Source organism: Kribbella shirazensis, from assembly GCF_011761605.1.
Classification (GTDB): domain Bacteria; phylum Actinomycetota; class Actinomycetes; order Propionibacteriales; family Kribbellaceae; genus Kribbella; species Kribbella shirazensis.
This window is the reverse complement of the sequence record NZ_JAASRO010000001.1, coordinates 4610146-4631959: the sequence shown is the minus strand read 5'-3', so window position 1 is coordinate 4631959 and position 21814 is coordinate 4610146. Positions and strand designations below refer to the sequence as shown.

Here is a 21814-nt window from a genome sequence, read left to right as displayed (position 1 = left end):
TCCCTCGGGTTAATTTCCCCAGGGACTTTAGTTAGTCCTTCAGGAGCCGGTCAAGGCGGACACCGCGGCCACGAGACGGTCGACGTCCGACTGGTCGTTGTACGGCGCGAGACCGGCGCGGACCGCGCCGGCCGGGCCGAGGCCGAGGTGGCGGGCGGGCTCGTAGGCGTAGAACGAGCCGGCTGGTGCGTTCACGCCGGCCTTGGCGAGCTGTTCCGCGACGGCGGCCGGGGTGTGGCCGTCGAGTGTGAACAGCAGTGTCGGCGTGCGGCTCGCGGCGTGACCGTAGAGCGTGACGCCGGGAATCGCCCGCAGCCGGCGCTCCAGGTCGTCACGGAGACCGTCCTCGTGCTCCTCGACCAGCTCGAGCGAGCTGACCAGGCGCTCGCGGCGGGTGCCGCCGGAGCCGCCGAGGCCGGCGATGAAGTCCACCGCGGCCGTGGTCCCCGCGAGAAGCTCGTACGGCAACGTGCCGAACTCGAACCGCTCCGGTACGGCGTCCGTCGACGGCAGGAGCTTGTCGGGCCGGAGCGTCTCCAGCAGTTCGGGCGCCGCGGTCAGGGCGCCGAGGTGCGGTCCGAAGAACTTGTACGGCGAGCACGCGAAGAAGTCGGCGTACCGCGCGTCGATCGCGGCGTGGGCGGTCAGGTGGACGCCGTCGACATAGATCAGGCCGCCGGCCTCGTGGACCTGGTCGGCGATCTTCTGCGTGTCGGGACGGGTGCCGAGCAGGTTGGAGGCGGCGGTGACCGCGACCAGGCGGGTGCGGTCGGTGAGCAGCGGCGCGATGTCGTCGAGCTCGGAGGTCTCCGGGTCGAAACCGAGCCACTTGATCGTCGCGCCGGCGGCCTCCGCGGCCTGCACCCAGGGGCGGACGTTCGCGTCGTGGTCGAGCCGGGTGACGATCACCTCGTCGCCCGCGCTCCACGTCTTGGCGAGCGCGCGCGAGAAGTCGTACGTCAGCTGCGTCATGCTGCGCCCGAACACGATCCCCTGCGCGGTGGTGCCGAGCAGGTCGGCCATCGCGGTGCGCGCACCGACCACGATCTCGTTCGCGCGGCGCTCCGCCGCCGTCAGCTGCCCGCGGTTCGCGAGCGCCGACGTCATGGTCCGCGCCACCGCGTCGGCAACGGCCTGCGGCGTCTGCGAACCACCCGGCCCGTCGAAATGCGCCGCACCCTCGTCGAGCGCGGGGAACTGCTTCCGGACGGCGACCACGTCGAAGGCACTCATGAGCGTCATCCTCTCTCACCCCTGACAGCGGCCGCCACCGCGTGCCCGATTACGGATAAAAATGCGCGAACTGTCGGCGACGTAGTGCAGGATGTCAGGAGTGAGCACGGCAACGACTCCTGACACCCCTCCTGACTCCGCGTCCAGCGCCCCGGTCCGGGCCTGGCTTCCGACGATGCTGGCCCTGGCCGCGATCTGGGGCTGCAGCTTCCTGTTCATCTCGGTCGGCGTGCGTGAGCTGCCGCCGCTCTACCTGGCGCTCGGGCGGGTGCTCGCGGGTTCGGTCGTACTGGTCGCGATCCTGGTCGTGAAGCGCGAGCGGCTGCCGCGGGACCCGAGGTTGTGGGCGCACTCGTTCGTGGTCGGGGCGATCGGGTCGGCGATCCCGTGGACCCTGTTCGGGTACGGCGAGCAGCGCATCCCGTCGTTGCTCGCGGGGATCTGGAACGGCATCACCCCGTTGATCGTGCTGCCGATCGCGGTGCTGATCTTCCGGACCGAGAGGTTCTCCGCGCAGCGCGGATTCGGGTTGCTGATCGGGTTCGTCGGCATGCTCGTCGTGCTCGGGGCGTGGCGCGTGCAGGGTGGAGCCGATCTCCTCGGGCAGGGGCTGTGCATGCTGGCGGCGTTCTTCTACGGGCTCGCGATCCCTTACCAGAAACGGTTCCTGGCCGGGATGGCGTTGTCCGGTACGGAGCTGTCTGCGAGCTTGTTGCTCTGCGCAACGGTCCAGCTGGCGATCGTTGCTCCGCTGGTGACCGGCCAGGCGCCGCCCGCGCCGTGGTCGCTGTCGCCCGAGGTGGTGCTGAGCGTTCTGGCGCTCGGGGCGCTGGGCAGCGGGCTCGCGTTCGTGCTCAGCATGCGCAACATCCGGCTGATCGGCGCCAGCCGCTCGTCGATGGTCACGTACCTGATGCCGGTGTTCTCGATCCTCGTCGGCGTGATCGTCCTGCACGAACACATCACCTGGTACCAGCCCGTCGGCGGCCTCGTCGTACTGCTCGGCGTCGCCGTATCCCAGGGCCTCCTCAACCCGCTCCGCCGCAAGCGCGTACTCCCGGCCGAGGCCCCCGCCACCTGACCAGGACACTTGCCCACCGAACTGGAGGGTTCGCTGGGGTCAGGTGTGGCGGAGGTTCGGTACGGCGGCGACGGCGACTGCGACGAGCGCGAGCAAGGTGCCGGCGACGACCGGGGCCGTGACCGGCTTGTCGGCGACGGGCACGAAGACGTCGATGAACAGGCTCGCGATCAGTTGCCCGGCGATGGTGCCGAGACCGAGTACGAAGACGCCGACGACCCGGACCACGGCGGCCGCCGCGCTGATGAAGACGACACCGCAGGCGCCGCCGAGGTACAACCAGGGCTCGCTCGGCAGGGCACGAGGCGCGCCGCGGAGCGCGAGATCGACGACGAAGACGATCAGCAGCGCGACGAATCCGACCAGGAAGTTGACGACTCCGGCCGCGACCGCGCCGTACGCGTCGGAGGAGGCGGTCCGGGCGACGCGCCCATTGATCGCCTGCTGCACCGCCGTACCGACACCGGCGAGCGCGGGCAGGATCGCGAGCACCAGCCCGTCGGGGTGACTCAACTGGTCCGACACCGCCAGGGCGACCGCAACCAGCGCGACGAGCGCGCCGACGATGCGTACCGCGGTCAGCGGCTGCGGACCGGCCGGACCGAACCCGAGACGGTCCACCGCCAGGCTGCTGATCGCCTGCCCGGCGACACCGGCCACGAGGAACACCGCGACGCCGATCACCGACACGGTGATGGACTGCGTCGCGACGAGGAACGCGCCCGCGACCCCGCCGATGCACTGCCACCAGCGCAGGCCGCCGTACCCACGCATCGGCGTCCTGATCGCACGCCAGACGTTGCCGAGACCACGCCGGACCCGCGGCACGACCCCGGTCGCGATCAGCAGGATCAGCAGACCGGAGCCGAACGAGATCAGCGCGGCCGTGATCCCGTCGCCCAGGATGCCGCCGAGCTCACCGTTCAGCCGTGACTGGACCGCGACCAGCATCCCGATCCCGAAGGCGGAGACGAGGCCGACGAGATGGTGCTGCCGGGTCGAGCCTGCGGGACGGGTAGCGGTTGTTGTCACATCACTATCATGACCGTTCGACCGGTAGCGCCTGACAGTGGGTCCGGATCATGAGCGCCGGATCAGCGCCAGGTACATCGCGTCGGTGCCGTGCAGATGCGGCCACAGCTGGACGTCGGGGCCCTCCCCCAGATCCGGTACGCCGGGGAACAGCGGCCGCGCATCCTCGAGCACCGCGTCGTCGCGCCGGGCGAGAACGGCGTCGACGACCGCACGGGTCTCGTCCGGGTGCGGCGTGCAGGTCACGTACGCGACCACGCCACCCGGGCGAACGGACGTGACGGCCGAGTCGAGCAGTGCTTCCTGGAGCGGGCGCAGCTCTTCGACGTCTTCCGGCGTACGGCGCCAGCGGGCTTCCGGACGGCGGCGCAGCGCTCCGAGGCCACTGCACGGTACGTCGGCCAGCACGCGGTCGAACGAACCCGCCGGCCAGGTCGGCTTCGTTCCGTCGCCGACAAGCACCTTGTGGTTGCCGGGAGCGGCGCGCAGGTTCTGGCGGACGAGCTCCGCGCGGTGCTTGAGCGGCTCGACCGCGGTCAGCTGCCCGTCCTGCATCAGCGAGGCGAGCAGCGCGGACTTGCCGCCAGGTCCCGCGCACAGATCGAGCCAGTTGGTGTCGTCCCCGTCGACCTTCGCCGACGCCAGCGCGATCGCGACCAGCTGCGAACCTTCGTCCTGTACGCCGGCCCGCCCGCCGGCGACCGCCGCGATCCGGCCCGGATCACCACCCGCGTCCAGCACCGCGCCGTACGGCGACCACCGCGCCGGCGTCGCACCGGCTGCTACCAGCTCGTCCACGTCGGCCAGCCCCGGCCGCGCCACCAACGTCACCCGCGGCGGCTCGTTGTCCGCGACGAGAAGCTCCTCCAGCCCAGACCCCTCGAGTGCGCGATCGAAGGCTTCGATCACCCAACGCGGGTGTGCGTTGGCGATCGCGAGGTGACCCAGGCGGTCCTCGTCCAGCGGGGGCGCGACGGCGGCGATCCACTGGTCGAGCGTGCGCTGGCTGATCTTGCGGAGTACGGCGTTGACCAGGCCGGTGCGTTTCTGACCGAGCTCCGAACGGGTCAGCGTGACCATCTCCGACACCGCGGCGTACGAGTCGACGCGCATGTTCAGCAACTGGTGCGATCCGAGCCGCAGCAGATCGAGCAGCTCAGGATCGAGATCCTCGAGAGCGCGCGACACGCTCCGCGCCAGGAAAGCGTCGTACGTGCCCTGCCAGCGCAGCGTTCCGTGCACCAGTTCGGTGCAGAACGCGGCGTCACGACCGCCCAGCCGCGCTTCGCGGAGTGCCTTGTTGAGCGCCAGGTTCGCGTATCCGCCCTCGGCCGTCACCTGCCGGATCACCTGGTACGCAACCCGCCGTACCCGATCCGGCCGCCGCTGCGGCGCCCGATTCCGCGGATTCCTGTCGGTCACGCCGCGGGTCCCAGCCGGTCCTCGTCGGTGAGGCGGACACCGCGGGCCCAGTCGGGCGCGGCCATCGGCTTCTTGCCCTGCGGCTGGACCGTGACGAGCTCGACCGCCTTACTGCCGGTGCCGACGCGCACGCTCGACTTCGTCGCTCGCAGCTCGCCCGGCTTCAGCTCGTCGTCGGTGAGCCGTACGGCGAGTACCTTCAACCGCTCGCCGCGGAACGTCGTCCACGCCCCGGGCGCCGGGTTGCACCCGCGGACCAGCCGGTCGACCCGCTGGGCCGGCGCGGTCAGGTCCAGCTCGGCGTCCTCGACCGTGATCTTCGGCGCCAGCGTCACGCCGTCACCTGGCTGTTCCCGAGCCTCGAGTACGCCGGCCTCGATCCCGTCGAGGGTGTCCACGAGCAGCTTCGCGCCGGACACCGCCAGCCGGTGCAGCAGGTCGCCGGAGGTGTCCTCGGGGCCGATCGGTTCGGTGAGTACGCCGTACACCGGGCCGGCGTCGAGCGCCTTCACGATCCGGAACGTGCTCGCACCGGTCACATCGTCGCCGGAGATGATCGAGTGCTGCACCGGCGCCGCCCCGCGCCAGGCGGGCAGGACCGAGAAGTGCAGGTTGATCCAGCCGTGCGGCGGGATGTCGAGCGCCGCCTGCGGCAGCAGCCCGCCGTACGCGACGACCGGGCAGCAGTCCGGCGCGATCTCGCGCAGCCGGGCCAGGAAGTCCGGGTCGCTCGGCTTGACCGGCTTCAGGATCTCGATGCCCCCGAGCTCCTCGGCGTACTGCGCGACGGGCGACGCGACCAGCTTCCGCCCACGCCCGGCCGGCGCGTCCGGCCGGGTGACGACCCCGACCAGCTCGTGGCGACTGGCAACAATCGCCTCGAGCGCGGTGACAGCAGGCTCCGGCGTACCGGCGAAGACAACTCTCACAGGCCGAATCCGTTCGTCGGGTGGGGCGAGACCTTGATCTGGGGTGGGCCGCCGAGGCCGGACCAGTCGGCCTCGCGGATCGCCTTCATCGCCTGTTTGCGGGTCTCACGGTCCAGCCGGTCGACGAACAGGATGCCGTCCAGGTGGTCGGTCTCGTGCTGGATGCAGCGGGCGAGCAGGTCGGAGCCCTCGATCACCACCGGGTCGCCGTACATGTTGAAGCCCTTCGCGATCACCGACTGGGCGCGGCGGCAGTCGAAGGTCAGGCCGGGGATCGACAGGCAGCCCTCGGGTCCGAACTGATCGTCGGCCGACAACGTCAGCTCGGGGTTGATGAGGTGCCCGAGCTCGCCCTCGACGTGGTACGTGAACACGCGCAGGCCGACGCCGATCTGCGGCGCGGCCAGGCCGGATCCGGGCGCGTCCTGCATGGTGTCGGTGAGATCCGCGACCAGCCGGCGCAGCTCGGCGTCGAAGTCGACGACCGGCTCGGCCTTGGTGATCAGCACAGGGTCGCCGAACAGACGGATGGGTTGGACCGACACAGACTCTCCACACAGGTTCCACGGACCGGGACCGAGTCAGTCTAGTTGGACCGTGTGGTGGATTCCCCGCGGGAGGGGCCTCCCCATTGTTGCCACAAGCACGTACTGTGGTCCCAGGCGTACCCTCAGTCACTACCGTCACACGCCGCTCGGGAGACCCAATGCTCACAGCAGCACGGGGGGCAACTCTGGTCCTCCTGGGTGCACTGCTCAGCCAGGCACCCCTCACCGCCCAGGCCTACCAACCCCGCGACACCGAGTACCGCGACACCGCGGCCCGGGCCCGCGCCACCTCCGGCCCAACCGCGGAGCCCACCTCGACACCTCCGACCGCCGGTGAGGCTCCGGCGGCGCGGTCGTGGAGTGATGTGGTCCAGCAGGTGACGGAGACGTCGCCGGGTGACATGCAGTTGCGGTCGGCCGACGAGTCCGCGCAGGCGGCGTCCATGCTGCGGTGCTTCAAGCTGGACGGCGAGAACTACTGTCTCGGTCTCGGCTTCGTCGCGCAGGTGCCGACCGGGGCCGACCGCCATGCTCTGATGACCCAGCCGAGCCTGCGCGCCGCCGACGACTCTGGAGTCGGTGCCGCGGACGGGGCCGAGCAGGACATCCCGACGGGTGATCTGACGCCGGCCACGTTCGTGGCCCAGCGTGCCGCGATGCCGAAGAGCCAGCGCGTCACCGCCGAACTGGACGAGATGCAGGCCGCCTGGAACGGCCGCGCCAAGGCCCGCGAACTCCGCGAACTCGCCGAAGCCACCCCGCCCCACCCGGGCGAGCCGGGCCGGCCGACCACGCGATCGACCACAGACGCGACGACACCGGCTCCGACCAGCACGCCGACTGTCGTGCCTACCCGGACCGCTCCGACGGCGGGGACCCCGACGCCGGTGCCGTCGCAGACTCCGGTCGCACCGGTCGCCGCGCCCGCGTCGGCGTACATCATGAAGGGGTACCAGACCTCGCAGGAGAAGGGGTACTGGTGTGGTCCGGCGACGTTCCAGTCGATCGACTGGGCGGACGACAACCAGAAGGACACCCAGGCGTCCTGGTCGAAGGACCTCGGCACGACGACGTCCGGTACGGCGATCTCCGCGATGGTGAAGCAGACGAACCTGAAGACCGCCTGGCCGAAGTCCGCCGGCACCTACATCGTGCAGAACGTCTCGAACTGGAACACCCAGACCTTCTTCACCGTCCACCAGAAGCACCTCGGCGTCTACAAGGCCCCGGTGATCGAGCACGTGCAACTGCTCAAGCGGTACTTCCCCTATCTCGCCTTCAACCACAGCGGCCACTACCAGGTCGGCCGCGGCTACGACAAGGCGAAGGGCACCATCGCGATCTTCGAGGTCTTCAACGAGCGCCGCTTCAACAGCCGCGGCAACGTCACCGACGGCCCGAAGAACCTCCCGGCCAGCGCCCTGTTCAACGCCACCCTGGCCAACTCCTTCCAGAACATCGGGTTGTGATGCGTCGCCGTACCGTTGCCTTAGGCACCCTTGTCGTCCTGCTGGCCGGCTGCTCCTCCAGCACACCGGACAGCACGCCGCCACCCACAGGAACGCCGAGTCCGTCGGTCTCCCCCACCACACCGGGCCGACCGACGGACACCGGTACGGCGTTGCCGGTGTGGGCGAAGGTGTTGCGGCAGCCGGTGAACGGGGAGCATCTCGTCACCCAGCAGCGCAAGTACGTCGTCACGCGCGGCAGCGACGAGGCCGGTACGACGACCATCACCGACCGCTCCACCCGGAAGGTCGTCGTACGGCATGTGCCCGCGTCCGGGTTCGTCGCCCAGTCGCCGGTCGTGATCGACGACCGTTGGGCACTGGTCGAGGACATTCGCTCGGACGGCCCGGATCCGCAGATCAAGATCGTCCGCTACGACCTCACCACCGGCAAGGCCACCACACCGACCGGGCTTCCGCCGGTGTCCGAGCCCGAGATCGGCGCGTACGACGGAACGTTCGCCTACAGCTCCACCGACGCCAAGAACCGGTCCTGCCTGATCGTCGCCGAACTCGCGACCCTGAAGTCCCGCAGCGTGACGTGCGTCGCCGCGCCCGGGTACGTCGCGGACCCGGTGGTGTCCGCCGACACGGTGACGTTCAGCGAGATCATCGCGCCGGAGACCGCCCGCCGCTGCAAGCGCGTGCTGACCGCCGCGCTGTCCGGCGGCGCCCCACGACCGGTGCCCGCGGCAACGAGCTGCATCCAGTGGAGCGGCGCGACGCTCCAGGGCGCGACGGTGTGGTCCGAGGTCGGTGCGGCCGATCCCGACCAGTACCAGAGCAAGGCGTACGTCCGCGAGTCCGGCGACTCCCCCGCCCGCCCCCTCGGCAGCGTCGTCACCGACACCATCATTGCCTGCGGCCACTGGATCCTCTGGGAGACCAGGACGGTCAGCTCGGCCGGCGAGGAGACGTACCAGATCAACCGCTGGCGCCCCGGCATCGCTACACCCCAGCAGCTGTACGCCGCGAAACCGGGCGTCGCCCTGACGCCGATGACATGCCAGGACAACACGGTCTATGTCGAGGCGGCTTACCTCGCCAGCACCCCGACATACACCGAAACCATCGCCGCCACACTCTAGAACGCCGGCGGGCGTTCACCGACGAGCGTGGCGGACTTCAGCACAGCCTGGTCCGGCGCACCGCAGTACCGTCAGACCGTCAGCCTGCGGGCGCGGAGCTGGTCGCGGAGGTCCGCTGCGCCGGTGAAGAGTTCGGCGTCGAGGCCGACTGCGCGTGCTCCGTCGACGTTGTAGGCCATGTCGTCGGTGTAGAAGGTCCGCGCCGGGTTCAGGTCGAAGCGCTCGATCAGGATGCGGTAGATCTTCTCGCCGGGCTTCACGGTCTGCTCGACCCCGGACACGACCTCCCCGGCGAAGCGGGTCAGGATCGGGAACGCCTCCTTCGCGACCTCCCACTTCTCGGCGGAGAAGTTCGTCAGCGCGTACGTCGGTACGCCGCCGTCCTGCAGCTCGGTCAGTACCGCGGCGGTGTCCTCGAACACTCCCTTGACCATCTTCAGCCACCCGGTGTCGTACGCCTCGATCCATTCAGCGTGCTCGGGGTGCAGGCCGGTCAGCTCGGCCACCGCCTCGGCCCACGGCCGGCCCTCGTCCTGCTGGTGGTTCCAGGCCGGCGTCGCCACGTTGGTCAGGAAGTGCGTCCGCTCCTCCACGTCCGGGATCAGGTCGGCGTACAGGTACGTCGGATTCCAGTCCAGCACCACTCCACCGATGTCGAACACCACCGCGTCGATCGTCCGCTCAGTCATACCCGCAACCCTACGAGACCCGGCGAGAACGACTGCCTCATGTGGTCGTCGCGTTCGCTGCGGCGCGGGCATGGAGGGCGGGAGCCAGTGCGCACTGGCCGATGAAAATCGCGACGCCGAGTACGGCGCACCCGAGCCAGGTGACGGTCGGGCCGAGGTGTTCGAGGGCGTTGGTGCCGGCGAGCGGGCCGATGACCGTGCCGACGCCGAACGCCATGCCGGACAGGCCCATGTAGCGGCCGCGCAGGTCGATCGGAGCGAGATCGGCGAACACCGCGCCGATGACCGCGGCGAACCCGATCTCCCCGATCGTCCACACCACGACCGACAGCCCATAGCCCCACCAGCTGTGCACGACCGCGCCGAGCCCGAAGCCGAGACCGACGACCAGCATCGAACTCGCGAGCAGTTTCGGCCGGTCGAGCTTCGCCATCCACCGGCCGAGGAACGGCTGCGCGAGCACGATCACGACGCCGTTGAGCGCGATCACCAGTCCGTACGTCCGCGAGGACAGGCCGTCGCCCGCCATCGCCAGCGGCAGGGTCGAATAGCCCTGCATGTAGATGGTCGCGTAGCCGATCTGGATCAGGACCATCAGCAGGAACACGGTGTCGCGGGCGACCACCGGCAGCAGCGACCGGCCGGCCGCGTTGGGCTCGGGCGCCGGGCGGCTCTCCGGCACCATCGCCCAGATGACCAGGCCGGCGATCACCGACGTGGCCGCGTTCACCCAGAACAGCAGGCCGTAACCCAACGACGCCAGGACTCCGGCGCTGACGGTCGAGACGGAGAAGCCGAGGTTGATCGCCCAGAAGAGCAGCCCGTACGCACGGACGCGTTCGGCCGGCTGCAGCAGGTCCGCGACGGTCGCCTGTACGGCGGGCCGGAAGAGGTCACCGAGCAGCCCGACCAGGAACGCGCTCACCCAGATCAGCGCCATGTCACGCGCCGACCCGAGCAGGATCAGCGCGGCGCCGGTGCCGAAGAAGCAGATCAGCATCGTCAGCCGGCGGCCGACGCGGTCGGCGAGGAAACCGCCGACGAGCTGGGCCGTCACCGTCCCGGCGCCGACAGCGGCCGCGACCGCTCCCGCCGTACCCGCGCTGAGGTGGCGATCATGGGTCAGGTAGAGGACGAGGAACGGTTGGACGAAGCTGCCGAGCCGGTTGACCAACTGGCACACCCACAGCGCCCAGAACGCCCGCGGCAGGGCGGCGGGCCGGGGCGTGCCGACGGCGATTGCGCTCATGGGGTCAACTCTCCGCGAGCATCCAGGAGATTGTCGATGATTAGGCTCAGGGCTAATCTTGTCGGGTGATCACGATCAGGCTCACCGCCGGCGACATCGGGCGGATCCGGTTCGCGCTGTCGCCGGTCTGGGAGGCCGTGACGAGTGTGCGAGCGCTCAGCAACAACACCGCGCGGAGCGTGCACGGACCGTGGCTGCAGAAGGTCCGGCCGACGATCGAGGGTGACGACCTGACGTTGCTCAGGGCACTCATTCCGCCGGTCGGGTACATCCCGGACTTCCTCACCCCGGCGCCGCCGCGGCGGTCGACCAGCCTGGAGTCCGGGCTCGCGGCGATCGCCGCGACGCCGCACGAGCTGGTGGCGGACGAGATCGGGAAGCTGAACACGGACACCCCGCACCCGATGCTGCCCGGGCTGATCACGCGGCCGGCGAAGGCGCTCGACCTGATCACGTCCGCGCTGGAGACGTACTGGCGGCGGGCGATCGAGCCGGACTGGCGGCGGATGCGGTCGCTGCTGCAGGACGACCTCGCGTTCCGGCTGGACGAGCTCGCCAGTGGCGGGATCGAGCGTCTGTTCCGCAACCTGCACCCGTCGATCCGCTACACCGGGGACCGGGTCGAGATCGACCGCCCGTTCTGCTGCGACGGCGAGCCGATGGGCGGGCAGGGGCTGCTGCTGGTGCCGTGCGTGTTCACCTGGCCGGCCGGTCTCGCGGTCACGGGTGCGCCGCACGTACCGACCATCACCTATCCCCCACGCGGCCTCGGCCGCCTGTGGGAGGACCGCCAGGACACCACGGACTCGCCGCTGGCCGATCTGGTCGGTCGTACGAGAGCCGCCATCGTCAGCCACCTGGACCTACCGATGTCGACGACTCACCTGGCCCACCAGCTGGGCGTTTCCGCCCCCACCCTCAGCGTCCACCTCGGCATCCTCCGCAACGCCGGCGTCGTCACCTCACATCGCGACGGCCGCACAGTGCTCTACCACCGCACAGCACTGGGCCACCAACTGCTCTCCGCGTCCACGACCCTGGCAACAACCGCCTGATCCTTGACAACCGCCCGGGGCGTCGGGGAGATTGGCTGACGGCGCCGACCGGTCGCCGAGCCGTGGGACATCCGCCCCAGTCGGGGTTCCATCGGGCGAAGGGGAAATCAGCCCTCTCGGTCGTTGATGCCAGCAGGCCATCTCTGAACACCGCGTCACTGGGGGACGAAGGTGTCGACGAGGAGGCTTGTCATGACGAAGGACGGCAATTTCAAGAAGGTCGTACGGCGGCACGCCCAGCAGACCGGCCAGCGGTACACCGAAGCGCTGACCGATCTCGAAGGTCTGAGCGACCGCATCTACCACGAGCCGGACGCCGATCGGCTGCTCGTCCACCTTCGGGACCGCTACGGTATCGACGCGGTCGCGGCGACGAAGCTCAGTGTGCACAAGACGTACGTCTTCCGCATCGACAGGACCGACGGCGCCCCGTGGATCGCTCGGGCGTTCCCGCCGGCCCGGCCGCGGGCCGACGTCGAGGGCGACGCCGAGGTACTGCGCTTTCTCGAGCGGCACGACTACCCCGCGGAACGTCTCGCGGTCGACGACGCGGTGTCCGACTTCGACGGGAGCGCGGTCCTCGTCACCGAGTTCGTCGACAGCACGCCGCTTCCGGGCGGCATCGAGGATTTCGCGATCATGGCCGATCTGCTCGGACGGCTGCACGCGCTGCCGTTCGACGAGTCGGTCAGCCGGCCCGGCGGAGCGAGTGGTGAGGACCCCCGCCGGATGGGGACCCCTCGGCAGGACCTCCTGGCGGGCTTGGCGTTTCTCGACGCGGTGGACACGAAGGTCGGGGCGGCCGATCGCGAACGGTTCGAGCAGCTCCTCGACCAGGTGCGCTCCGCCGACGACGGCGACAGCCTGCCCGAGGGCCTGCTGCACGGCAACCTGCTGCACGCTCCCAGTCACGCGGTCATCGGCAAGAACGGGCCGGTGGCCATCAATTGGAAGGCGTCGGGGCGCGGACCGCGTCTCGCCGACCTCGCCTTCCTGCTGTGGGGAACCGGCAACTGGGCTCCGTCGAGAAGCACCAACGAGGAGCGCGTCAACGCCGTCGTCACGGCGTACCGCAAGCACGTCGAGCTGACCGACGAGGAACTCGACCGGCTCGAAGGGGTGATGTACATCAGGCCGCTCTATCTCGTGTGCTTCGGCTACCATCGCGACCTCACCAACGGCGCACCGTTCAACGAATGGTGGTTCATCGAGCCGCGGGAGTACTTCACCACCACCGCGGCCGCGACCAGAGCCGCGTTCCGCAGCTAGAGCCGCTCAGCCGAAGCTGGGTGGGTCGACCTGGACCCGGACTGTGCCGGGGTTCTTCTTGGTGGTGCGTGCTGACTGGGCGTCCTTCAGTGCGCGGACGAGGGTGGTGCCGTGGGCCCGGGGCGTACGGACCACCGCTCGGACGGTTTCGTCGTCGACGTCTACCGGGCCCAGGACCTCGAGGCCGGCGGATGGGGGGACGAGGTCGCGGAGGCGGGTGACGAGGTCGTTGACGGATTCGGACGGGCCGGTGAGTTCCGCGAGTTTGGCGGCCGGGGCGAGGCGCGCCGTACGGCGTTCCTCGATCTCGCGGGCCGCGTACCCCTCGGGGCTCCAGCGGACGATCGCCTGCAGGGGCAGCGCGGACGGGTCACCGACGAGAATGACAGGGCCGCCCGCGCGGACCAGTGCGGCCGCGTTGAACCATCGCCGCACGGCCTCTTCCGGTGCGCGCAGGTCCGGGCGCGCGAGCATCAGCCAGGTGTCGAGAAGCAGCGCCGCGCTGTACCCGGCCTCGGCGACTGGTTCGGCCCCCGGGGTGCTGACGACCAGCGCCGGCGCGTCCGGTACGACGTCCAGCATGTTGTCGCTGCCCGACGTACGCACGACAACACCGGGAAACGCGCGCCCGAGCTCCTCCGCCGTCCGGCGGGCGCCGATGATCGCCGCGCGCATCCGGGTGTCACCGCACTCCGGGCACCGGTGATCCGCGGCCGGCCGGCCGCACACACTGCAGCTCGCCGGCCCGGATCCCCCGGTACGACGCAACGTTCCGCCGCACGTCGAGCACCGCGACGGGGCCCGGCACGTCTGGCACACCAAACTCGGCAAGTACCCCGCGCGCGGCACCTGCACCAGCACCGGCCCGGACCGCAGCCCTTCGCGCGCGATCTCGAACGCCCGGTGCGGCAACCGCGCCGCGCGCGCCGCCGGATCACGCGCAAGGTCGATATCCGACTCGCCCGCGATGTGCACCGACGGCGCGGCCGCCCGGATCGCCTTCCGGTCCGCGATCAGCTCGTGCGCGAACCCGGACTCGAGCAACGCCGCCGCCTCCGCGGACCGCGCGAACCCGCCGAGCAACGCCGCACACTCCTGCCGGAACGCCCGCAGCAGCAGAACTTCCCGAGCATGCGGGTACGGCGCGCGCGGCTCGGCGTACGACTCGTCGCCGTCGTCCCACATCGCCACCAGCCCGAGATCCGCCACCGGGGCGAACGCCGCCGCCCGCGTGCCGATCACGACCCGCGCACTCCCCCGCGCCGCGGCGAGGAACGCGCGGTAACGGGCCGTCGGGCCGAGGTCGGCCGACAGCGTGACAAAGCCGTTCTCACCCAGCACCGCCCGGCACGCGGCGGCCAGTCGCTCGAGATCCCGCGCGTCGGGGGCGAGCAGCAGCGCACCCCGGCCCGTCGCGGCGCAAACGGCTGCGGCCTGGGCGAACGCGAGCGTCCAGTCGGCCCCCGGCACCGCGGTCCACACCGCGCGCGGGCCCTCCCCACGGGAGACCGCGTCGAGGAAGCCGGTCGGGTACGGCGACCACTCGGAGCGCGACGTCGACACCGGCGGGGGCGCGGGCTGATCGCACCGCAGCGGCTCCCCCTCGACCTTCGCGTGCCGGGGCGGGACCGCCAGCCGCGTGACGTCCGCGAACACCCCGGCGTACCGATCGGCGACCGCCCGGCAGAGATCGGCGATCTCCGGCGTCAGCACCCGCTCCGGCGACACGACCTTGCGGAGACGGACCAGCTTGCCGTCGTGGTCCGACGCCTCGAGCCGCTCCAGCACGAACCCGTCGTGGTCCTTGCCGGCGAACCGCACCTTCACCCGCGCACCGGGCTGAGCCGCCGCGGTCATGTCCTCGGGCACGAGGTAGTCGAACGGCCGGTCCAGGTGCGGGAGCGAGACATCGACCGCCACCCGGGCCACCGGCAACGTCTCGGTGATCGGGGCGGGCTCCTTGGTGCGCGATCTGCGCACAGTGTCCCGTAGCAGCGTCAGTTGCTCGGGCGAGTCCGATGTCACCGGGAAATGCTAGTCCGCAGGGACGACAGTGCGCGTCCGCACTGCCGTCCGCCTGTGGACAACTACTGACAACTACTTGCCGACCGCGGCCTTCAGGGCCTCGACACGATCGGTGCGCTCCCAGGTGAAGTCCCCGCCGGTGCGGCCGAAGTGGCCGTTCCGCGCGGTCTGGGCGTAGATCGGCCGGAGCAGCTCCAGGTCGCGGATGATCGCGGCCGGCCGCAGGTCGAAGACCTCGCGAACGGCGGCGGCGATCTTGTCCACCGCGACCTTCTCGGTGCCGAACGTGTCGACGTAGAAGCCGACCGGCGCGGCCTTGCCGATCGCGTACGCGACCTGGCACTCGACCCGGTCCGCGAGGCCGGCGGCGACGATGTTCTTCGCCACCCAGCGCATCGCGTACGCCGCCGAACGGTCCACCTTGGACGGGTCCTTGCCGGAGAACGCGCCACCGCCGTGCCGCGCCATCCCGCCGTAGGTGTCGATGATGATCTTCCGCCCGGTCAGCCCGGCGTCGCCCATCGGGCCGCCGATCTCGAACCGGCCGGTCGGGTTCACCAGCAGCTTGTAGTCGGTGCCGTCGATGTCGAACTGCTCGAGCACCGGGTCGACGACGTGCTTCTTGATGTCCGGCGTCAGCATCGTCTCCAGGTTGATGTCCGCCGCGTGCTGGCTGGACACCACGACAGTGTCGATCCGGACCGCCTTGTCGCCGTCGTATTCGATCGTGACCTGGGTCTTGCCGTCCGGCCGCAGGTACGCGAGGGTGCCGTTCTTGCGCACCTCGGCGAGCCGCTCGGACAGCCGGTGCGCGATCGTGATCGGCAGCGGCATCAGCTCCGGCGTCTCGTTCGACGCGTAGCCGAACATCAGCCCCTGGTCACCCGCCCCCTGCAGGTCCAGCTCGTCCCTGGACGCGTCCGACCGCGACTCGTACGCCGTGTCGACGCCCTGCGCGATGTCCGGAGACTGGCTCCCGATGGCGACCTGCACCCCACAGGACGCGCCGTCGAAGCCCTTCAGCGACGAGTCGTAGCCGATCTCGAGGATGCGCGAGCGCACGATCCCCGGGATGTCGACGTACGCCGTCGTCGTGACCTCGCCCGCGACGACGACCAGACCCGTGGTGATCAGGGTCTCGACCGCGACCCGGCTCTTCGGGTCCTCGGCCAGCAACGCGTCGAGGATGGAGTCGCTGATCTGGTCAGCGATCTTGTCCGGGTGACCTTCGGTCACGGACTCGGACGTGAAAAGGCGCCTCGCCACAGTTCTCCCTCGGTTCCTCTCGTGCCGCCCGGCTGCGCGTTGACACGGCCGCGCGATCCCCCCATGCACCGGCGGTTGGCGATGCATCTGGGAAGTATGCCAGCAGTTTCCACCCACGTCCCGGTGACGCTCCGAATTCATCCGGAATGCGAGATCCGCGATCATATTGTGGACGGCGGCACGGGTTTCAGGCGTGCGGGCCGACCGTTACGTCGCCGAGTGTGAGCGACGGCGTACCGCCAAGGATCGCAGCCAACCGGTCCACCTCGGCGTCCAGCAGGCGACGGCGGCGACGGTTCAGCGAGGTCAGTGCCTCGACCGTGAAGCGCGCGGTGCGGCCGGACTTCTTCTGGTGCCAGACGCCCGCGACGACGCCGTCGACGAGCAGCAGCGGGTAGTTGCCGGCCTGGCCGCCGGCCGTCGCACGGGCGAACGCCTTGCCGGGGAAGAGCAGTTCGCGCGGGAAGCTGCCGACGCCGTACGCGTCGAAGTACGGCAGCAGGCGGACGCCTTCGGCCCGCTCGTCCGGGAAATCGTCGTCATCCGGGGCGCACCAGACGGTCTGGTCCGCGAGCGTCGCCTGCGGCAGGTCGTCGAAGTACGGCTTGACCATGGTCGGCGTGGCCTTGAGCCAGCGGGCGAACTGCTGCGGCGTCGCGGGACCGTACGAGTAGAGGTAGCGGTGCAGGAGCTCGGTGAGCGCCTTGTCCGCGGGCATCGGGTCGAAGGGTCGCAGCCGGTGCGGGTTCGAGTACGTCGTGAGTCGGCCGCGGAGCGGTCCGTGGCAGAGGACGCCGGCGTTCGCCGCGGCCGGGATCGCCTGCCGCCACCGCGCCCACGCGCCCTGGAACGCCGGAATGGTCGGCACCCGCGCCCATTCGCCGGTACGCCGGACAACGTCCTCGGTGAGCTCGTCGACGGTCAGGTCGGCGTGCGCCAGCGCCTCGCCGATCGCGACGACCACCCGGTCGATCTCGTCCGCGGTCATCCGGATCGGCACCGGCTGCTGACCGGCCGCCGGGAGCGAGGACAGCGCGCCCGTCCACATCGGCAGGTCGTCGAGCGGCAACAGGTGCACGGTCCCTCGCGGCCCGAAGGTCTTCACGAGGCCGTCGTCGCGCTGCACCGTCTCGCGGGTCGCTCCGTCCACCCGCAACGCCACGGACGCCTCCCCCGCGGCCGCGATCTGGGCGTGCGCCCCGCACATCGCCCGGACGGCGTCGACCGGGGTATCGGCGGGCTCCAGCAGCCCGTGCCGTCGCATCCGCCGAGCCACAACCGCCTGCCAGCTGATCTCCATGACCCCAACGCTACGTAGAGAAGCGGACAGGTTCTGACCTCTTCGCGCGGAACCGGAAGACCTGCCGCGAGCCACCCTCGGGACCGTCCTCCGCCGCCTCGGCCGGGACGAACCCGAGCCGCTCGTAGAACACCCGCGCCCCGCTGGCGACCGCGCCCGGATGGTCCTCGCCGAACGTCACCACCTCGACGACGTCCCCATCGCCGAGTCCGCGACCCGCTGTCAGCCGATCGATCGCCGCGTCCATCAGCCGCCGCCCGACGCCCCGGCCCCGCACCCGCTCGGAAATCACCAGCCAGTGCACCGCGAACCGCGGCGCGGCGCCACCGCACAGCACCGCTCCGGCCAGCTGATCGGCGTCCCGGGCCACCAGCGCCCGTTGATCGTCGATGTGAGCGCTCAGCGCGCGGTGAAAACCTGGCTCGGCGACCATCGGGCCGAACCAATGCTCGACCTCACCGGCCAGCGCGAGGATTCCTGGTACGTCGGCCTGCGTCGCCGGCTCGACCGTCAGCACCGGTCAGGCCCAGTGGGACGCGACGAGGTTCCAGATGACACCGGCGAGGGCGTCCTTACTACCGGAGGGCACCGGCATGGCGTTGCCGTCGCGGTCGAGGATGACGGCCTCGTTGAGGTCGCTGCCGAACACCTTGCCGCCGGAGACGTCGTTGACGACGAGCAGGTCGCAGCCCTTGCGTTCGAGCTTGGCGCGGCCGAGCTCGAGGACCGTGTGCTCGGCGTCGCCGGTCTCGGCGGCGAACCCGACGATCACCTGGCCGGAGCGGGCGCGGTCGTGCGAGATCGTCTGCAGGATGTCCGGGTTCTGCACCAGGTCGACCGCGGGTACCGAACCGTCGGCGGTCTTCTTGATCTTGTGCTCGGCGACGTCGGCCGGACGGAAGTCGGCGGGGGCCGCCGCCATCACGATCGCGTCCGCGTCGGCCGCGCGCCCGGTGATCTCGTCGTACAGGTCCCGTGTGCTGGTGACCGGGACGACCTGGACGCCGGCCGGGTCGGGCAGCTCGGAGTTCGCGGCGACCAGCGTGACCTTCGCGCCGCGGGCGGCCGCGATCCGCGCCAGCGCGTAGCCCTGCTTGCCGGACGACGAGTTGCCCAGGTACCGCACCGGGTCGAGGTGCTCGCGGGTCCCGCCGGCGCTGATCAGCACGTGCTTGCCGGTCAGATCGGCGACCGACTGGCCGGCCGCGCGGGCCGCCTCGTCGGCGAGCATCAGCTGGCTGATCGCGAAGATCTCGGACGGCTCCGGCAGCCGGCCGCGGCCGGTGTCGGCGCCGGTCAGTCGCCCGACGGCCGGTTCGAGGACCGTGATCCCGCGGGAGCGCAGCGTCGCGACGTTCGCCTGGGTCGCGGGGTGCTCCCACATCTCGGTGTGCATCGCGGCCGCGAACAGGATCGGGCAGCGCGCGGTGAGCAGCGTGTTCGTGAGCAGGTCGTCGGCCAGCCCGTGCGCCGCCTTGGCGATCAGGTTCGCGGTCGCGGGCGCGACGACGACGAGCTCGGCGGCCTTGCCGATCCGGACATGCGGCACTTCGTGCACGTCGTCGAACGGATCGGAGGTCACCGGCTGTCCGGACAGCGCCGCCCAGGTCGCCGCGCCGACGAACTCCAGCGCGGCCGCCGTCGGCACCACCCGCACGCTGTGCCCGGACTCGGTCAGCCGCCGCAGCAGGTCGCAGACCTTGTACGCCGCGATGCCGCCGCCGACACCGAGCACGACGTTCGGCTTGTGCCTCGGCACGACACCGACCCCCGGGACCTGATCGGTTCCGGGGGTCTGGTCACCGGTTGCGGACATCTGCGCGGACTCCGTTCCCGGTCGGTCGATCTGGGCTACTCGGACTTCTCCGCGGCCGCGGCGGCTTCCGCCTCGGCCTCGGGGTCGATGTCGGTGCAGGTCAGCACGCCCTCGTTGATCTCGCGCATCGCGATCGACAGCGGCTTCTCCTGGACGTGCGTCTCGACCAGCGGTCCGACGTACTCCAGCAGGCCCTCGCCGAGCTGCGAGTAGTAGGCGTTGATCTGCCGCGCCCGCTTGGCCGAGTACAGCACCAGCTTGTACTTGGAGTCGGTGTGGGTGAGCAGGTCGTCGATCGGCGGGGACGTGATGCCGATGGCGACGGGCTGGTTGCCAGACAAGGTCAGCTCTTTCCAGAGATGGAGGGTGATCGGATCAACTTTACCAACTGATCGGCGGCCTCCCGAACCGAGGCGTTCACGATCGTCACGTCGAACTCCTTCTCGGCCGCGAGCTCGACCGTCGCGGTCTCCAGCCGCCGCTCGCGCTCCTCCGGCGTCTCCGTGCCGCGGTACAGCAGGCGCCGTACGAGCTCGTCCCAGCTCGGCGGGGCCAGGAACACGAACTGTGCCTCCGGCATCGTCTCGCGGACCTGGCGAGCGCCCTGCAGGTCGATCTCGAGCAGGGCGGGCCGGCCCGCGGCCAGCTGGTCGAGCACCGGTTGCTTCGGCGTACCGTAGCGGGCCGCCTTGTGCACCACGGCCCACTCGAGCAGCTCGCCGTCGGCGATCATCCGGTCGAACTCCGCGTCCGAGACGAACAGGTAGTGCACGCCGTGCACCTCGTTCGGCCGGGGTTTGCGGGTGGTCGCCGACACCGAGATCCAGATGTCCGGGAACCGCTCGCGGATGTCGGCCGCGACGGTCCCCTTCCCCACGGCGGTCGGTCCGGCCAGCACGGTGAGCCGCGCCGGGTCGGGAGCCGCCGCCGGCTCGTTCGAACTGTTTCCCGCGTGCGTCGTCATCGTCACACCAGTGTCCAACGAGCCGGTCGAGGTTTTGGTCTGGCTCACCCTGAAATCACTCGGCGAATTCGCGCTCGAGCGCGGCGATCTGGTTCGAACCGAGGCCGCGCACCCGGCGCGTCTCCGAGATACCCGCGCGCTCCATGATCTGCTGGGCGCGGACCTTGCCGACCCCCGGGATGCACTGCAGCAGCTGGCTGACCCGCATCTTGCCGATCACGTCGTTCGTCTGCCCCTCATGGAGCACCTCCGTCGGCGACGCTCCGGAGTGCCGGATCCGGTTCTTGATCTCGGCTCGTTCGCGCCGCGCCGCCGCGGCCTTGTCCAGAGCCGCCGCACGCTGCTCCGGGGTCAAAGTAGGAAGTGGCACCGTTTCACCTGTCCCGTTGTATGGCTTCGCAAGGGAACCTAACACGGGTCAAGCCCTGGGACGATCAGGAGTCAGCCAGGTAGTCAGCCAGGTGGTCAGCTCAGTGCCGGGAGATCCACCTTGCAGCTGTCCTTGGCCTGGCTGGTGATGTTCTTGTACGCCGTCATCACGCCCGGCGTCTGCTTGCTCAGCTGCGCCAGCTCGGCCGCGTCGGAACCGGCCTTCTTCGCCTTCTCGGCGAACGCGACGACCACACCCCAGTCGTCCTTCACGTCCTTCGGCGCGGACTCCTGGAGCTTCTTCGCGTCATCCAGGATCTTCACGTAGTCGACCGGCTTCTGCGGGTCGACGTCGACCGCCTTGGCGGCGTACGTGGCGAGGTCGACGCAGTACGCCTGCTCGTCGGTGCAGGCGGTCAGCAGACCGGTGCCGGCGGCCAGGGTCGCGATGACGGCAAGAGTTCGCTTCATCGCCCCCACGCTACCGGCCGTCACCGAGCGATCCGAAACGATCGCGTTCCGCCGTACGGCGGCCCGGTGGGACGGAACGGGCAGAGCCGTCCACCAGGCCGCGCGGGGGGCTACGTCGGAGGCGATGTCAGCCGTTGTCGACGTCGATCTTGCAGGTGTCCTTCGCCTGCTGGCTGATCGCCTTCATGGAGGTCTGGATCTTCTCGCCGTCGGCCTTGGCTAGCTCCATCAGCTTGTTGGTGTCGCCCTTGGCGGCCTGCGCCTTCTCGGCGTAGTCGATGACGACCTTCCAGTCGTCCTCCAGGTCCTTCGGCGCCGACTTCGACACCTTCTTCATCTGGTCCAGCATCTTGCCGACCTGGTCCGCGTTCTTGATGTCGACGTCCTTGGCGGACTCGACGTAGCCCTTCAGGTCGCCGCAGTAGTCGCCACCCGAGCAGGCCGTCAGGGCGCCAACACTCATCGTCACAACGGCCGCGAGGGCTGCCAGCTTCCGCATC

The 21814-nt window shown here is 70.3% G+C and carries 22 protein-coding genes; 5 read left to right on the top strand and 17 right to left on the bottom strand.

Annotation, left to right across the window (positions count from 1 at the left end):
* Nucleotides 1-39: 39 nt before the first annotated feature.
* Nucleotides 40-1233 carry a cysteine desulfurase-like protein gene (locus BJY22_RS22480; RefSeq protein ID WP_167209803.1) on the bottom strand — a complete coding sequence of 398 codons (1194 nt, stop codon included), beginning with the start codon at nucleotides 1231-1233 and terminating at the stop codon, nucleotides 40-42.
* 100 nt (nucleotides 1234-1333) lie between these two features.
* Between BJY22_RS22480 and BJY22_RS22475 the strand changes: the two genes are divergently transcribed.
* Nucleotides 1334-2314, top strand: coding sequence for a DMT family transporter (locus BJY22_RS22475; protein WP_337758870.1), 981 nt, complete (start codon nucleotides 1334-1336; stop codon nucleotides 2312-2314).
* A gap of 39 nt (nucleotides 2315-2353) precedes the next feature.
* Here the strand turns inward: BJY22_RS22475 and BJY22_RS43015 are convergent, their stop codons facing one another.
* The 4 genes from BJY22_RS43015 to def are packed head-to-tail and all read right to left on the bottom strand — an operon-like array spanning nucleotide 2354 to nucleotide 6242.
* The gene (locus tag BJY22_RS43015) at nucleotides 2354-3346 is read right to left on the bottom strand and encodes a DMT family transporter (RefSeq protein ID WP_167209799.1); all 993 of its coding nucleotides are present in this window, start codon (nucleotides 3344-3346) and stop codon (nucleotides 2354-2356) included.
* A gap of 48 nt (nucleotides 3347-3394) precedes the next feature.
* Nucleotides 3395-4768, bottom strand: a complete 1374-nt coding sequence (locus BJY22_RS22465; protein ID WP_167209797.1) for a transcription antitermination factor NusB — start codon at nucleotides 4766-4768, stop codon at nucleotides 3395-3397.
* Nucleotides 4765-5697 (bottom strand): methionyl-tRNA formyltransferase, encoded by a 933-nt coding sequence (gene fmt / locus BJY22_RS22460; protein ID WP_167209795.1) that lies wholly within the window; start codon nucleotides 5695-5697, stop codon nucleotides 4765-4767. The genes BJY22_RS22465 and fmt overlap by 4 nt, the downstream gene beginning before the upstream one ends.
* Complete coding sequence (def, locus tag BJY22_RS22455) at nucleotides 5694-6242, bottom strand: peptide deformylase (protein WP_167209793.1); 549 nt, start codon at nucleotides 6240-6242, stop codon at nucleotides 5694-5696. The genes fmt and def overlap by 4 nt, the downstream gene beginning before the upstream one ends.
* 161 nt (nucleotides 6243-6403) lie before the next feature.
* Between def and BJY22_RS22450 the strand changes: the two genes are divergently transcribed.
* Together BJY22_RS22450 and BJY22_RS22445 are read left to right on the top strand one after the other, a co-directional pair.
* Nucleotides 6404-7714, top strand: coding sequence for a C39 family peptidase (locus tag BJY22_RS22450; protein ID WP_167209791.1), 1311 nt, complete (start codon nucleotides 6404-6406; stop codon nucleotides 7712-7714).
* Nucleotides 7714-8841, top strand: coding sequence for a hypothetical protein (locus tag BJY22_RS22445; RefSeq protein ID WP_238351183.1), 1128 nt, complete (start codon nucleotides 7714-7716; stop codon nucleotides 8839-8841). Before BJY22_RS22450 ends, BJY22_RS22445 begins: the two co-directional genes overlap by 1 nt.
* A gap of 71 nt (nucleotides 8842-8912) precedes the next feature.
* Here BJY22_RS22445 and BJY22_RS22440 read toward each other — a convergent pair whose 3' ends face one another.
* Both BJY22_RS22440 and BJY22_RS22435 read right to left on the bottom strand, forming a co-directional pair.
* Nucleotides 8913-9530, bottom strand: a complete 618-nt coding sequence (locus BJY22_RS22440) for an HAD family hydrolase (protein ID WP_167209789.1) — start codon at nucleotides 9528-9530, stop codon at nucleotides 8913-8915.
* Between the two features lie 37 nt (nucleotides 9531-9567).
* Nucleotides 9568-10779 carry an MDR family MFS transporter gene (locus BJY22_RS22435; RefSeq protein ID WP_167209787.1) on the bottom strand — a complete coding sequence of 404 codons (1212 nt, stop codon included), beginning with the start codon at nucleotides 10777-10779 and terminating at the stop codon, nucleotides 9568-9570.
* 65 nt (nucleotides 10780-10844) lie between these two features.
* Here BJY22_RS22435 and BJY22_RS22430 point away from each other — a divergent pair, with 65 nt between their 5' ends.
* Both BJY22_RS22430 and BJY22_RS22425 read left to right on the top strand, forming a co-directional pair.
* On the top strand, nucleotides 10845-11834 hold the full coding sequence (locus BJY22_RS22430; RefSeq protein WP_167209785.1) for a helix-turn-helix domain-containing protein: 990 nt from the start codon (nucleotides 10845-10847) through the stop codon (nucleotides 11832-11834).
* Between the two features lie 192 nt (nucleotides 11835-12026).
* The gene (locus BJY22_RS22425) at nucleotides 12027-13103 is read left to right on the top strand and encodes a phosphotransferase enzyme family protein (RefSeq protein WP_167209783.1); all 1077 of its coding nucleotides are present in this window, start codon (nucleotides 12027-12029) and stop codon (nucleotides 13101-13103) included.
* Nucleotides 13104-13109: 6 nt separating this feature from the next.
* Here BJY22_RS22425 and BJY22_RS22420 read toward each other — a convergent pair whose 3' ends face one another.
* The 10 genes from BJY22_RS22420 to BJY22_RS22375 all read right to left on the bottom strand — a co-directional run bounded on the left by BJY22_RS22420 (nucleotide 13110) and on the right by BJY22_RS22375 (nucleotide 21813).
* On the bottom strand, nucleotides 13110-15128 hold the full coding sequence (locus BJY22_RS22420; RefSeq protein WP_167209781.1) for a primosomal protein N' family DNA-binding protein: 2019 nt from the start codon (nucleotides 15126-15128) through the stop codon (nucleotides 13110-13112).
* A 72-nt stretch (nucleotides 15129-15200) separates the two neighbouring features.
* Nucleotides 15201-16394, bottom strand: a complete 1194-nt coding sequence (gene metK / locus BJY22_RS22415) for a methionine adenosyltransferase (RefSeq protein ID WP_167209779.1) — start codon at nucleotides 16392-16394, stop codon at nucleotides 15201-15203.
* A gap of 187 nt (nucleotides 16395-16581) precedes the next feature.
* On the bottom strand, nucleotides 16582-17694 hold the full coding sequence (locus tag BJY22_RS22410; protein ID WP_167209777.1) for a winged helix DNA-binding domain-containing protein: 1113 nt from the start codon (nucleotides 17692-17694) through the stop codon (nucleotides 16582-16584).
* 10 nt (nucleotides 17695-17704) lie between these two features.
* Nucleotides 17705-18211 (bottom strand): GNAT family N-acetyltransferase, encoded by a 507-nt coding sequence (locus BJY22_RS22405; protein WP_202891219.1) that lies wholly within the window; start codon nucleotides 18209-18211, stop codon nucleotides 17705-17707.
* A 3-nt stretch (nucleotides 18212-18214) separates the two neighbouring features.
* Nucleotides 18215-19510, bottom strand: a complete 1296-nt coding sequence (gene coaBC / locus BJY22_RS22400) for a bifunctional phosphopantothenoylcysteine decarboxylase/phosphopantothenate--cysteine ligase CoaBC (RefSeq protein WP_202891218.1) — start codon at nucleotides 19508-19510, stop codon at nucleotides 18215-18217.
* A gap of 35 nt (nucleotides 19511-19545) precedes the next feature.
* Entirely contained in the window at nucleotides 19546-19851 is a 306-nt protein-coding gene (rpoZ, locus tag BJY22_RS22395) for a DNA-directed RNA polymerase subunit omega (RefSeq protein WP_141851330.1), read from the bottom strand.
* Between the two features lie 2 nt (nucleotides 19852-19853).
* Complete coding sequence (gene gmk, locus BJY22_RS22390; RefSeq protein WP_167218534.1) at nucleotides 19854-20474, bottom strand: guanylate kinase; 621 nt, start codon at nucleotides 20472-20474, stop codon at nucleotides 19854-19856.
* A 55-nt stretch (nucleotides 20475-20529) separates the two neighbouring features.
* On the bottom strand, nucleotides 20530-20844 hold the full coding sequence (mihF, locus tag BJY22_RS22385) for an integration host factor, actinobacterial type (protein WP_141851332.1): 315 nt from the start codon (nucleotides 20842-20844) through the stop codon (nucleotides 20530-20532).
* A 95-nt stretch (nucleotides 20845-20939) separates the two neighbouring features.
* A complete protein-coding gene (locus BJY22_RS22380) occupies nucleotides 20940-21314 on the bottom strand; it encodes a hypothetical protein (RefSeq protein ID WP_167209775.1) in 375 nt (124 codons plus the stop codon).
* Nucleotides 21315-21441: 127 nt separating this feature from the next.
* Nucleotides 21442-21813, bottom strand: a complete 372-nt coding sequence (locus BJY22_RS22375) for a hypothetical protein (RefSeq protein WP_167209773.1) — start codon at nucleotides 21811-21813, stop codon at nucleotides 21442-21444.
* Between the last annotated feature and the right edge of the window lies 1 nt (nucleotide 21814).